The organism is Emticicia sp. MM (genome assembly GCF_001649495.1).
Map to the genome: position 1 here is coordinate 16244 of NZ_LXHX01000023.1, position 13325 is coordinate 29568.

General features: G+C 36.1%; 8 protein-coding genes. 5 read left to right on the top strand and 3 right to left on the bottom strand.

Annotated elements, in window-relative coordinates:
* Positions 1-11 precede the first annotated feature (11 nt).
* Positions 12-956: a hypothetical protein gene (locus A6M55_RS03360; RefSeq protein ID WP_064196462.1), complete on the top strand. Its 945-nt coding sequence runs from the start codon at positions 12-14 to the stop codon at positions 954-956.
* 43 nt (positions 957-999) lie between these two features.
* Here the strand turns inward: A6M55_RS03360 and A6M55_RS03365 are convergent, their stop codons facing one another.
* Positions 1000-3093, bottom strand: coding sequence for a prolyl oligopeptidase family protein (locus tag A6M55_RS03365; protein WP_064196463.1), 2094 nt, complete (start codon positions 3091-3093; stop codon positions 1000-1002).
* 168 nt (positions 3094-3261) lie between these two features.
* Here A6M55_RS03365 and fdhD point away from each other — a divergent pair, with 168 nt between their 5' ends.
* Both fdhD and A6M55_RS03375 read left to right on the top strand, forming a co-directional pair.
* Positions 3262-4098: a formate dehydrogenase accessory sulfurtransferase FdhD gene (gene fdhD, locus A6M55_RS03370; RefSeq protein ID WP_064196464.1), complete on the top strand. Its 837-nt coding sequence runs from the start codon at positions 3262-3264 to the stop codon at positions 4096-4098.
* A 77-nt stretch (positions 4099-4175) separates the two neighbouring features.
* A complete protein-coding gene (locus A6M55_RS03375) occupies positions 4176-6458 on the top strand; it encodes an FdhF/YdeP family oxidoreductase (RefSeq protein WP_064196465.1) in 2283 nt (760 codons plus the stop codon).
* A gap of 42 nt (positions 6459-6500) precedes the next feature.
* Here the strand turns inward: A6M55_RS03375 and glmS are convergent, their stop codons facing one another.
* Positions 6501-8339, bottom strand: a complete 1839-nt coding sequence (glmS, locus tag A6M55_RS03380; RefSeq protein ID WP_015027493.1) for a glutamine--fructose-6-phosphate transaminase (isomerizing) — start codon at positions 8337-8339, stop codon at positions 6501-6503.
* A gap of 491 nt (positions 8340-8830) precedes the next feature.
* Between glmS and aceB the strand changes: the two genes are divergently transcribed.
* Positions 8831-10432: a malate synthase A gene (gene aceB / locus A6M55_RS03385; protein ID WP_064196466.1), complete on the top strand. Its 1602-nt coding sequence runs from the start codon at positions 8831-8833 to the stop codon at positions 10430-10432.
* Positions 10433-10486: 54 nt separating this feature from the next.
* Positions 10487-11770, top strand: a complete 1284-nt coding sequence (gene aceA / locus A6M55_RS03390) for an isocitrate lyase (RefSeq protein WP_064196467.1) — start codon at positions 10487-10489, stop codon at positions 11768-11770.
* A 54-nt stretch (positions 11771-11824) separates the two neighbouring features.
* Here the strand turns inward: aceA and A6M55_RS03395 are convergent, their stop codons facing one another.
* The gene (locus A6M55_RS03395) at positions 11825-13156 is read right to left on the bottom strand and encodes a DUF4270 family protein (RefSeq protein WP_197491650.1); all 1332 of its coding nucleotides are present in this window, start codon (positions 13154-13156) and stop codon (positions 11825-11827) included.
* Between the last annotated feature and the right edge of the window lie 169 nt (positions 13157-13325).

The window sequence follows — 13325 nt, forward strand, 5'->3', positions numbered from 1 at the left end:
AACCGAAAAACATGATACCAAATTCACTCAATGCCGACTTATTAATCATAAGTCAAAAGTTAGAAAATAGAAAGCAAATTCTCCGAAAACTGCAAGAAGCTAAGCGAGTTTATGTAACTGAACAGAAAAAGCTTGAAGCGACAAAACAACAAATGGAAGATGAGTTTAAGGATGTTAAAGACCTTGAAACTTTAACCTTGAAATCAATTTGGTATAATTTACTGAACAAGAAATTCTCAGAATTGGAGCGAGAACAAGCCGAATATTATCAAGCGAAAATCCAGTTTGAAAGCCAGCAGAATAAGGTTGATAATCTTTCTCTTGAAATTAAATCTTACGAAGCTCAAGTATTTGATTTAGAAACGATTAAAATACAATATGAAGGTCTTATTCAAGAAAAAGTAAAGTTATTGAAAGCAAATAATCATCCACAATTAGTAGATGTTTTCTCTAAACAAGAGGAACTTGTGAAGATTGATGCTTATAAAAATGAAATTCAAGAAGCAATTTTGGCTGCTGAAAATGTATTAACCATAATTCCAAAAGCTGTTAAAGAATTGAAAGGTGCAAAGGATTATGCCACTTGGGATATGATTGGCGGAGGAACTATGGCAACCTATTTGAAACGTCAAAAAATGAACAAAGCTAAGCTGGGAATTGTAGAAATAAATTATGCTCTTGATAAACTCAAAAGAGAATTGAAAGACCTAAAACCTGATTTATTTCCATCCGAAATAAAATTCAATACTTCGTGGGAATTTGCTGATTACTTCTTTGATATTATTTTTGTTGATATGAAAATTAGAGAAAGAATAGTTGATGCTTATAATGCTATTTTATCTCTTCACAAGGAAATAATTTTACTGAAAGAAAAACTTATAACTGAAAAGAAAAGTCAACAAGTTTTATATGAAGAAAGAAAAAGAGAATTGATGAATTTAATTGAACAGGCTTGAAATATTGTGGCACATCTGAAAGATGTGCCACAATTGCAAAAACTTAAAACTTCGGCACAAAGCCCATATTCCACCAAATAAAGGCGTAAATATCAGCCGTCGATTCGAGGTTTTTCTTAGTATTACTTGCTCCATGACCAGAGTTTGTATCAATCTTTATTAATAATGGATTTTTGCTGCTTCCGGCTCCTTTTTCTTGTAATGTAGCAGCATATTTGAATGAGTGAGCTGGCACAACTCTATCATCGTGGTCGGCCGTTGTGATGAGTGTTGCTGGGTAATTAATACCCGATTTGATGTTATGAATCGGAGAATAACCGTATAAAGTTTTAAACTCTTCAGCATTATCCGACGAACCATAATCGGCAATCCAGTTCCAACCGATTGTAAATTTTTGGAAACGAAGCATATCCATTACACCCACTTGTGGAATAGCCACTTTTGCTAAATCTGGACGTTGATTCATTACTGCACCAACTAAAAGTCCACCATTTGAACCACCACGAATGGCCAAATGAGCGTTATCACAATATTTTTGATTAATCAAATATTCTCCTGCCGCAATAAAATCATCAAAAACATTCTGTTTTTTGAGTTTCATACCTTGCTCGTGCCATTTTTCGCCGTATTCGCCACCACCACGAAGGTTCGCAGAAGCATAAACGCCACCTTGTTCCAAGAATGGAATTAGGGTTGGACTAAAACCTGGATTTAAGTTTACATTAAAGCCTCCGTAGCCATAAAGCAATGTTGGATTTTGTCCATTGAGTTTTAAGCCTTTTTTATAGACAATAAACATCGGAATTTTCGTGCCATCTTTACTTGTATAGAAAACTTGTTTTGTTTCAAAATCAGTTGCTTTAAAATCTACTTCTGGTGAGCGGAAAACCGTACTTTTCTTGCTTGCAATATCGTACCTGAAAATAGTAGGAGGGTAGTTGAAGGTGCTGAAAGTATAGAACACAAATTTATCATCAGCTTCGCCACCAAAGCCACCTGCCGAACCCAAAGATGGTAATTGTACTTCATTTTCAAGCTTTCCGTTGAAATCATAGACATACACACGAGTCGTGACATCTTTCAAATACAAGGCAAATAACTTACCACCTGCCGAACTTACTCCTTGTAATGGCTCTGGTTTTTCGGGTAAAATCGTTGACCATTTACCCGTAGCAATATCAAATTTTTCTACTTTATCATTGGGAGCATTGTGGTTGGTCTGAACCAAAAATGCTTGTCCGATATTATCCACAATGCTATAACTCGAATTGGTAATTTCAGCAATAATTGGCTTAAATTCCTTTTCACCAGCTGCTCTAAAATACAGAGCGTTGCCATCTTTACCTTTGCCACGGTCAGAGATACTCAAGAACGCAAATTTTTGGTCTTCGCTCGTATAAACGCCATTGAAGCGTTGAGGATTGGCTTTGTCTTCAAAAACCAACTCATCTTCAGCCTGACTGGTGCCAACTTTATGGAAAAATACTTGATGATTTTCGTTTTTTGCGGCCAAAGCACTACCCTCTGGTTTCGGATAACGGCTATAATAGAAACCATTTCCTTGCCAAGAAATACCCGAAACTTTCACCCATTCGAGTTTTTCGCTGAGATTCTGCTTCGTAGCCATGTCCATAATGACAATATCTTGCCAGTCAGAACCACCTTTTGATAATGCCATTGCACCATATTTTCCATCTTTCGATAATACAAATTGTACCAAACGTGTAGTACCATCGGCAGAAAGTTTATTGGGGTCAATAACTAACTCTGGTATGCCATCAAGCCCTTTTTGGCGATAAAGTACAGATTGATTCTGTAAACCATCATTTTTGTAGAAATAGAACCATTCTCCTTTGCGTGAAGGAGAAGAATATTTGGGGTAATTATAGATTTTTTCCAATCGTTTCATGATTTCGCCACGATACGGAATTTGCTCGAAGTATTTATTGGTTACTTCATTTTGTTGTTTTACCCACTCGGAGGTTTCTGCCGAACGATCATCTTCAAGCCAACGATAAGGGTCGGCAACTACGGTACCATGATACGTGTCGGTGTGGTCGATTTTTTTTGTTACTGGATAATTATACTGAGCCATTGCTAAACTGGGGAACAAGAGAGAAATTAGAATTTTTTTCATAGTTTTTTCAAGGTCTGACTGAAGATCAGGCTATTTTGTTATTGATGAATAAATTGTAGGACAAGTTTGAAACTTGTGAACGATAGCGTAATTGCATTTTAATAAACAAACAACTATCAATCAAAGAAGTTTTACTAATTTGGTCGAATAAAGAAAACCTCTGAGCAAATGTACGGAATAAAATCTTTTGAAATAAAGAAATTTGGGGCGAAAAATGTGGAAAAAACACCCGATTTGGTAGCTTGGGAAGAGCCTTTAGAAATACGTTTAGGGTTTGGAAATGAACAAAATCGACAACAAAAGAGTATTTCTATCACGATGAGAACGCCCACTGGTCATGATTTTGAGTTGGCATTAGGTTTTTTATTTACGGAGGGTATCATTAGTCAAATAGAAGATATTTTATCTATTCATTATTGTACTGATGCTGGCCGACAAGCCGAGCAAAATATAGTAAGAATAGAGTTAAAGCCATCCATAGAAGTAGATTTTCGAAATTCTGAACGCTACTTTTATGCAACGTCAAGTTGTGGTGTATGTGGGAAAGCCACCATCGAAGCGATTGAGCAAAAATGCCCGATTATTCCTAAAAGTGATTTCAAAGTTTCAGTTGAGTTTATACAGAGTTTACTTAAAATTTTAACAAAGCATCAGGTTTTTTTTCAATATACAGGCGGTTTGCATGCCGCTATGATTCATTCGCCAATTGATAATGTAGGAGTATTGCGAGAAGACATTGGTCGCCATAACGCCCTTGATAAAGTTATAGGAGCAGCATTTCAAGCTAATATTTTACCACTTAAGCATAATATTCTGGTTATGAGCAGTCGGGCAAGTTTTGAAATAATTCAGAAAGCAGCAATGGCGGGTATTCCGATTATAGCTTGTGTGGGAGCACCTTCAAGTTTGGCCATCGAAACAGCCCAATCATTGGGAGTTACGTTAATTGGATTTTTAAGAGAAAATGGGTTTAATGTTTATTCACATGAAAACCGAATTGAATAATTTTATCAAAACAGAATTTATTCAATGAACTATCGTAGAAGTAGATTTTTCGCTATGTTTGAAAAACGCAAAATAGTATGTCAAAAATAAACCCCCAACCACCCACCGATTTTACAGGAATAAAAACTGCTGAACCAGCCAAAGAAGCAGCGGGTTTTACTGCGGTATTTTCTTCTGTAAAGCACGTTTTTGGTGCGATGCCAATCAGACGAGGCCTAAAATCTCTATTAAACTTAAATCAAAAAGGTGGTGTCGATTGCCCCAGTTGTGCATGGCCAGACCCTGATGGTGAACGTTCAAAAATTGCTGAATATTGTGAAAATGGAGCAAAAGCCATTGCCGAGGAAGCCACTACGAGAAAAGTTACTCCCGTTTTTTTTCAAAAATATTCGGTGGCCGAGCTTTCACAAAAATCTGATTATTGGTTGAGTCAGCAGGGAAGATTAACGCATCCTTTAATTGTAAGAGAAGGAGTACAGCACTACGAAAAAATATCTTGGACTGATGCTTTTCAACTTATTGGTAATCAATTAAATAGCTTAGATTCACCTGATGAGGCAATATTTTATACATCTGGAAGAACAAGTAATGAGGCCGCCTTTTTATACCAACTTTTTATCAGAATGTATGGTACAAACAATATGCCCGATTGCTCAAATATGTGTCACGAGTCAAGTGGCTCGGCTTTGGGTGAAACTTTAGGTTTAGGAAAGGGTTCGGTCAAATTAGAAGATTTTGAGAATGCAGAAGTGATTATGATTCTCGGGCAAAACCCCGGTACAAATCATCCAAGAATGCTTTCTGCTCTCGAAAAGGCCAAACGTGCAGGAACAAAAATAATATCAGTAAATCCTTTAGTCGAAGCAGGTTTGTTGAAGTTTAAGCATCCACAAGAAGTAAAAGATGTATTGTTTGGTGGTGAAAAACTAACGGATATTTATTTACAAATAAGAATCAATGGAGATTTGGCCTTATTAAAAGCCTTCAACAAGATTTTATTTGAAGCAGAAAAGCAAACAGGAGAGGTTTTTGATAAAGATTTTTTAATTAATCATACAGAAAACTACGAAAATTATATAAAAAGCCTTGAAAAGGAATCTTTAGAGCAGCTTTCAGCCGAATGTGGTATTGCCTTAGAAGAAATAAGAGCGGCGGCTGAATTATTGATTACAAATAAAAAAATTATCGTTTGCTGGGCCATGGGGCTAACCCAGCATAAAAATTCAGTGCCAACCATTCGTGAGGTGGTTAATCTTCTTTTATTAAAAGGAAGTATTGGTATTGAAGGTGGTGGAACTTGCCCCGTACGTGGACACTCAAACGTTCAAGGCGACCGCACAATGGGTATCTTTGAAAGACCTAAAGCAGAATTTTTAAATAATCTACAAAAAGTATTTGGTTTTGAACCTCCACGAAAGCATGGTTATGATACTGTAGAGGCTATCAAAGCAATGGCGGAAGGTAAAGCAAAAGTTTTTATTGGTTTGGGAGGTAATTTCTTATCAGCTACACCCGATACTGAGTTTACGGCTAAAGCCCTGCAAAATTGCGATTTAACGGTTCATATTTCTACCAAACTCAATCGTAGTCATCTAATTCACGGAAAATCGGCTTTGATTTTGCCAACTTTAGGCCGAACTGACCTTGATATGCAAGCAGGTGTTGAACAATTTGTTTCGGTTGAAGATTCGATGGGAGTGGTGCATAGTAGCAAAGGAAATCTAAAGCCTGTCTCTGAACATTTGCTGAGCGAACCAGCCATCGTAGCAGGAATCGCAAAAGCGACTTTAAAAAGTACAAATCTTGATTGGGATAAACTCATAGCCAATTATGATAATATCAGAGATTTAATTGAGCAATCAATAGCAGGTTTTGATAATTATAATATCCGTGTTCGAAATGATGGAGGTTTCTATTTACCAAATCCTCCTCGTGAAAGAAAATTTTCAACCGATACTCAAAAAGCCAAGTTTACTATAAATACATTGGAAAACATAAAATTGGCAGAAGGTGAGTATTTGATGATGACTATTAGAAGTCATGACCAATTTAATACTACAATCTATGGTTTAGATGACCGATACCGAGGGATTTTTAATGAAAGAAGAATCATTATGATGAATGAAACTGATATGCAAGAAGCAAAATTTGAAAAATATCAGGTGGTGAATCTTTATAATAATCACGGTGGGATTGAGCGAATAGCTGAGAAATTTATCGTTGTACCTTACAATATTCCGCAAAAATGTGTGGCAACTTATTTTCCAGAAGCCAATGTTTTAGTACCGATTGATAGTTTCGCTGATATTAGTAAAACTCCAACTTCAAAATCGGTTGTAATTAGAATGAAGCCTATATAAAAAACCTTGGCAGGGTTTTGTAATCCTGCCAAGGTTAAAAGTTTACTCCACAGTAACCGATTTTGCAAGGTTACGTGGTTGGTCAACGTTTCTTCCACGAAGTACGGCTATATAATAAGATATTAATTGCAATGGAATAGAAGTCAATATTGGCGATAAAAGTTCGTTGGTTCTTGGTACTTCAATCGTGAAGTCCACCATGTTAGGAATCAAATTATCTCCTTCTGTAACAATTGCAATTACTCTACCTTTACGAGCTTTTACTTCTTGAATATTCGAAACAATTTTCTCATATGAACTATCCTTGGTAGCAATAAATACCACTGGCATATCTTCATCAATCAATGCAATTGGGCCGTGTTTCATTTCTGCGGCTGGATATCCTTCGGCATGAATGTATGAAATCTCTTTTAATTTCAAGGCTCCTTCTAATGCAACTGGGAAATTTAACCCACGACCCAAGAAGATGAAATTTGATGCAAATGTGAATAGTTTTGAAATATCTTTTACTTTTTCTGCATTTTTTAAAATTTTCTCAACTTTACTCGGTATTGCGTCTAATCCAAATATTAATTCACGATAAAGCTCATTGCTGATAGTGCCTTTCTTTTGAGCCACCGCAATAGCTATCAAAGAAAGCACCGTTACTTGTGCTGTAAATGCTTTTGTACTGGCTACCCCGATTTCAGGCCCTGCGTGAGTGTAAACTCCCGCATGAGTAATACGAGCAATGGACGAACCAACTACATTACAAACGCCCAAAATAATAGCCCCTTTCGATTTGGCTAGTTCCAAAGCCGCCATTGTATCGGCAGTTTCTCCAGATTGCGAAATAGCAATGACAATATCTCCCTCTTTGATGATTGGATTTCTGTATCTAAATTCAGAAGCATATTCTACTTCAACATTGATACGTGCTAATTCTTCAAACAAATATTCACCCACTAATCCAGCATGCCAAGAAGTACCACAAGCAACAATTACAATTCGTTTAGTTTTGGCAATTTTATCTAAATAACTTCCCAAACCTCCCAAAACCAATGTGGCATCTTCAGTATTGATACGTCCACGCATCGAATCGGCAATCGAACGTGGTTGCTCGAAGATTTCTTTTAGCATGAAATGTTCATAACCACCTTTTTCAATAGCTTCTAACTCTAATTCAACTGTTTGAATGTAGGGGTCAATTTCTTCGTTCGATAAATTCTTGACTGTGAGTTCATTATCTTTTACAACCGCAATTTCGTAATCATCTAAATAAACTACATCTTTTGTATATTCTATAATTGGTGTAGCATCAGAAGCAAAGAAAAATTCGTCATCTCCTATACCAATCACTAAAGGACTTCCCTTGCGTGCAGCAATGAGTTGGGTTGGATTTTCAGCATCCATAATTACAATGGCATACGCACCCACTACTTCATGAAGGGCAATTCTTACGGCTTCTTCTAGCGAACACTTCTTGTTTTTTTGAATATCTTCTACAAAGTTTACCAATACTTCTGTATCTGTTTGGCTTTGAAAAGTATAGCCTTTGTTTAAAAGACTTTGCTTAATTGAAGCATAGTTTTCAATAATTCCATTGTGAATGATGGCAAATCTTCCACTATTTGAATAATGAGGGTGAGCGTTAACATCGTTTGGCTCACCATGTGTTGCCCAACGAGTATGGCCAATGCCGATGGTAGCAGAAAGTTCTTTATCTCTTAGCTCGTTTTCAAGGTCTTTTACTTTCCCCTTTTTCTTATATACTTTTAATCCATTACTATTCAATAATGCAATGCCCGAGCTATCATAGCCACGGTATTCCAAACGTTTCAATCCTTTAATAATTAAAGGAGCAGCCTCTCTGTGCCCCACATAAGCTACAATTCCACACATATTTTTTGGTGATTTAGAATAGATTTCTAGGTTAGAAAAAACTTTATACTTCAATGAATTGCTTCTCTTAACCTATCAATTTTGTTGATAAACCTTTACTATAGAAAAAACAATACTTTATCTGTGAAATATTCAATAAATACTGTATTTCTTGACTTTGATTCAAATGTATATAAAAATTTATATATCCAAATAATGCCTGTTTGACATTCTTTTCTTTTGATTTTTAATGGAAAAATATTTAGCTGTAAAGAGTCAATTCTTATAAAATTTTAATTAATAAGCCATTGAATCAAAGATATTTTTTCTTTTTTTTATCTATAAATGCTAAAATGATATATATAAATAAAATAATATCAAGAAAATATATTCTTATATAAAGAATTAATAGCGAATATTGTATATTTAGCGAATATTCGCTTGTTAATTTGAATTTGCTTTTATAGCTTTGAATCATCATACACTTCATCAACAATTAACCAAATTTTAAAATGAGAACAAATACCGACACCTCAGTAGATATCTTAGGCGAAGTAAAACCAGCCTATGAGACAATCTTAACTCCTGAAGCCATTGATTTTATTATTGGGCTACACAAAAGGTTCAATTGGAGAAGAGAAGATTTATTGACACAACGCCAAGAGCGTCAGCATAGAATCGATGCTGGTGAAATGCCTAACTTTTTAGAGTCTACTAAACAGATAAGAGAATCGGAGTGGCAAATAAATCCTATTCCACAAGATTTGCAAAATCGACGAGTTGAGATTACTGGCCCCGTTGACCGACGAATGATAATCAATGCTCTCAATTCAGGTGCAAAAGTTTTCATGGCTGATTTCGAGGATGCTAATTCTCCTACTTGGGATAATTGTATAGAAGGCCAGTTGAATTTACGAGCAGCCATTCGTCGTGAGATAGATTTTATAGCAGAAAATGGTAGAACTTATTCTTTGAATGAAAAAACGGCTGTGTTGAAAGTAAGACCAAGAGGATGGCATTTGTTAGAAAAGCATTTAGAAGTTGAGGGAGAACCAATTTCAGCGTCAATTTTTGACTTTGGCTTGTATTTTTTTCATAATGCAAAACAGCTTATTGAAAATGGCAGTGGCCCATATTTTTACTTGCCTAAACTTGAAAGTCATTTAGAAGCACGTTTATGGGATGATATTTTCGTAGCAGCCCAAGAAACTTTGGGTATTCCAATTGGAACAATCAAGGTTACGGTTTTGATAGAAACGATTTTGGCTGCTTTTGAGATGGATGAGATAATCTACGAGCTTCGCCGTCATTTAGCTGGTCTAAACGCTGGTCGATGGGATTATATCTTTAGTGTAATCAAAAAATTTAGAAATCATGCAGAATTTATCTTGCCTGATCGTGCAGATGTAACGATGCGAGTACCTTTTATGCGTGCCTATACTCAATTATTGGTTAAAACTTGTCATCGAAGAGGGGCACATGCTATTGGAGGAATGGCTGCATTTATTCCGAATCGAAGAGATGAAAAAGTTAATACTTTGGCTTTTGAGAGAGTAACTGCCGATAAAGAACTCGAAGTAAATAATGGATTTGATGGAACTTGGGTAGCTCACCCAGATTTGGTGCCCGTGGCTATGGAAGCATTCAATAAGAAATTAGGGGAAAAGTCTCACCAAAAAGAAATTTTGAGGGAAGATGTAAGGGTAACTGCAGACGATTTATTGGATGTAAGAATTGATAATGCCACAATAACAGAAAACGGTCTTCGAACGAATATCAATGTAGGAATTCTTTACATAGATTCTTGGTTACGAGGCATTGGTGCTGCTGCCATACATAATTTAATGGAAGATGCTGCAACTGCCGAAATCTCAAGAGCACAAATTTGGCAATGGCTGAAACATCGGGTGAAGACTCAAGAAGGAGATATTATTGAACCTAATTATTACCATCAACTACTGGTTGAAGAAGTGGAAAAGATTAAAAAATTGGCAGAAAATGGTCAAATTCCAGAGGGGAAATATAAAAAATCAGCAGAGTTATTCAATACATTAGTTATGAAACGCCAATTCAGCGAATTTCTGACTTTAGGTGCATATAAAGAACTTGAATAAGTTTTCCGAATAAAATACAAACAACATTTCATCAACAATAAACTAATTACAAAAATGACAACGAGACAACAACGAATCAATGAGTTAATTTCTGATTGGACAACTAATCCACGCTGGAAAGGTATCGAACGACCATATACTGCTGAAGAAGTAGTAAAACTTACTGGCTCTTTTCAAATTGAGCACACCATTGCGAAGTTGGGTGCTGAACGCCTCTGGAAAATGCTTAATCAAGATAATTGGGTAGCTGGTTTAGGAGCTTTAACAGGAAATCAGGCCATTCAAGAGGTTCAAGCAGGAATGAAAGCTATTTACCTATCTGGTTGGCAAGTAGCAGCAGATGCCAATTTAGCTGGACAGATGTATCCTGACCAAAGCCTTTATCCAGCCGATTCAGTTCCAAGTGTGGTTCGTAGAATTAATAATGCATTATTACGTGCTGATCAGATTCAATCGGTTAATGGTGAAGGAGATACACATTGGTTAGTGCCAATTATTGCAGATGCAGAAGCTGGTTTTGGAGGAAATTTGAATGCATTTGAATTGATGAAAATGATGATTGAAGCAGGTGCTTCTGGTGTTCACTTTGAAGACCAACTTTCTTCAGCCAAGAAATGTGGTCATTTGGGTGGAAAGGTTTTGGTGCCTACCCAAGAAGCCATTAACAAACTTATTGCCGCTCGTTTGGCCGCTGATGTGATGGGCACTCAAACTTTAGTAATTGCAAGGACTGATGCAGAGGCTGCTAATTTGATTACCTCTGATATTGATGAACGTGACCATAAATTCATTAAATCTACTGAACGTACACCCGAAGGATTCTTTTATGTGAAAAATGGATTAGAGCAAGGTATCAATCGTGGTTTAAGTTATGCTCCCTATGCTGATTTAATTTGGATGGAAACTGGAAATCCAGACTTAGGTTTAGCTAGAGAATTTGCTCAAGGAATTCGAGAAAAATATCCTGAAAAAATGTTGGCTTATAATTGTTCACCTTCATTTAATTGGGCAAAATACATGAACGAAAATCAAATGCTCACCTTTCGTGAAGAATTGGCTGAGATGGGTTATAAGTTCCAATTTATAACTTTAGCTGGTTTTCATGCCCTAAATACTGCCATGTTTGAGTTATCGAGTGCTTATGTTGAACGAGGCATGGCTGGTTTCTCTGAATTACAGCAACGTGAATTTGCTCTTCAAAATAAAGGTTTTAAGGCTATCAAACATCAAGCTTTTGTTGGTACTGGATATTTTGATGCCGTTCAGAATGTCGTTACTGCGGGTGCCGCTTCAACAACTGCTATGGCTAATTCTACGGAAACTGAGCAGTTTCATTAAGCAAAAGCCCAGTTTGAGACTTTCAAACTGGGCTTTTTTTTGTTCAAAACCAACTTATTTTTTCGTTGAGTAATAAACATTCAGCTTTATATTTTTAACTACTAATCTAGATACATTACTATTATAAACCGAGATGGTAGAGGTTGTTGTATTCAATAAACTAGGAACGATTGCTAATCCGTTGTTTGTTTGCTTTTTATTAATCAAGTCTTGTAGTAAAGAAGTGAAATTAAAGCTATAACTATTGGTGGTTTTATTGTAAGATGCCGTATATTGAGTGCCAGTTAGACCATCTAGACCCACAAAATCAATTAAACCTGTTGATGTTTTTCTCAATCTATTTTCATTGTCTAAATGCACTAATGATACTTGAGCTGGAACGGGATAATTACCAGTGATTTGGTCTAAATCAGCTTCAATTACTAATTCAGCTTTATTGACAATCAAACTACCACTTGTTGCAAATGCTGATAATGAAGGGAAATTAATCTTTGGTGATATTCCGATACCTGATTGTAAATATGCACGATTGCTGGTTAGGCTTGACGAAATTGGTTGTAATTTTTTCAAGTTTTGTAGAACTGTACCCGCTCTATTACCTTGTATTTGACTAAAACGCTTTGAGTAAAATGTAAGTGGAATACTCTTTCTATCAGTCGATGTAGTAGTATGGTAGTAAAGCTGAATATAACTTCCGGCTAAAGAAATACCATAAACATTCTGAGCTGTTTGGTTTGAAACTAAAGCAATTCCTTTGACAGCAGCAGTAAATTTTTCGATTGTTGAACCTGATTCTGTATAGAATAATTTATAAATTTCTTCACCAAGTGATTTCGGTAATTTCATCGAAATTAAACTATCCTGTACGGTTGAATTAGCACGCTTTAATTCTTTATAAGTAAATGTCTTACTTGCCATTGGGGTTGGGTCGTAAGTCATTACATCTTCATTAGTATATCTTGTTTTATCAAAGCTCTGAGTGAGACGGTGAAGCGTAAGATTATAATCTTTGGTACTATCGCCGTAAGCAAAGCCATTATGAGCAAAAAATACGTAAACAGAGTCATAAACAGTGATACCTGAGTCTGCCGCAGGAAACTTAAGTGTTGTAAATACATCTGTATTCAATAATGGGAGGGAGATTTCGGTAAATGTTTTCGCACTTACTTCTCCTAAAAGAGGGTCTTTATAGCGTCCAACTACCCCACCAGCTTGTCCGGATGTAAATGTTGAATCAAGCAATAATGACGATGAGGCTACTTTTACAGTATCTGTAAAAATAGTTGCTACCTGACCACCAGTGTTTGATGTATTGATAAGAATTGCGGTTGGGTCTTCGCACGAGAAAAATAATGCGGAAAATAGCATTATTGCTAAATTCCGCATTGTTTTGAGATGTAAAAACTTTACATCTATACCAATATTATTCAGGAACAAGTTCTGTGTAAAGGTTAAAATACGTTTCCGTAACGTTGTCATCTTCAATGCTTGCTTCGATAGTGTTTGCTGCAATTTCATTCAAAAGTTTACTTAATTTTTCATTCGATTCCTCGTT

Bases quoted from the DNA above. Each gene is read 5' to 3' on its own strand.
- A6M55_RS03360 (WP_064196462.1), top strand. From the start codon at position 12: ATGATACCAAATTCACTCAATGCCGACTTATTAATCATAAGTCAAAAG.
- A6M55_RS03365 (WP_064196463.1), bottom strand. From the start codon at position 3,093: ATGAAAAAAATTCTAATTTCTCTCTTGTTCCCCAGTTTAGCAATGGCT.
- fdhD (WP_064196464.1), top strand. From the start codon at position 3,262: ATGTACGGAATAAAATCTTTTGAAATAAAGAAATTTGGGGCGAAAAAT.
- A6M55_RS03375 (WP_064196465.1), top strand. From the start codon at position 4,176: ATGTCAAAAATAAACCCCCAACCACCCACCGATTTTACAGGAATAAAA.
- glmS (WP_015027493.1), bottom strand. From the start codon at position 8,339: ATGTGTGGAATTGTAGCTTATGTGGGGCACAGAGAGGCTGCTCCTTTA.
- aceB (WP_064196466.1), top strand. From the start codon at position 8,831: ATGAGAACAAATACCGACACCTCAGTAGATATCTTAGGCGAAGTAAAA.
- aceA (WP_064196467.1), top strand. From the start codon at position 10,487: ATGACAACGAGACAACAACGAATCAATGAGTTAATTTCTGATTGGACA.
- A6M55_RS03395 (WP_197491650.1), bottom strand. From the start codon at position 13,156: ATGCGGAATTTAGCAATAATGCTATTTTCCGCATTATTTTTCTCGTGC.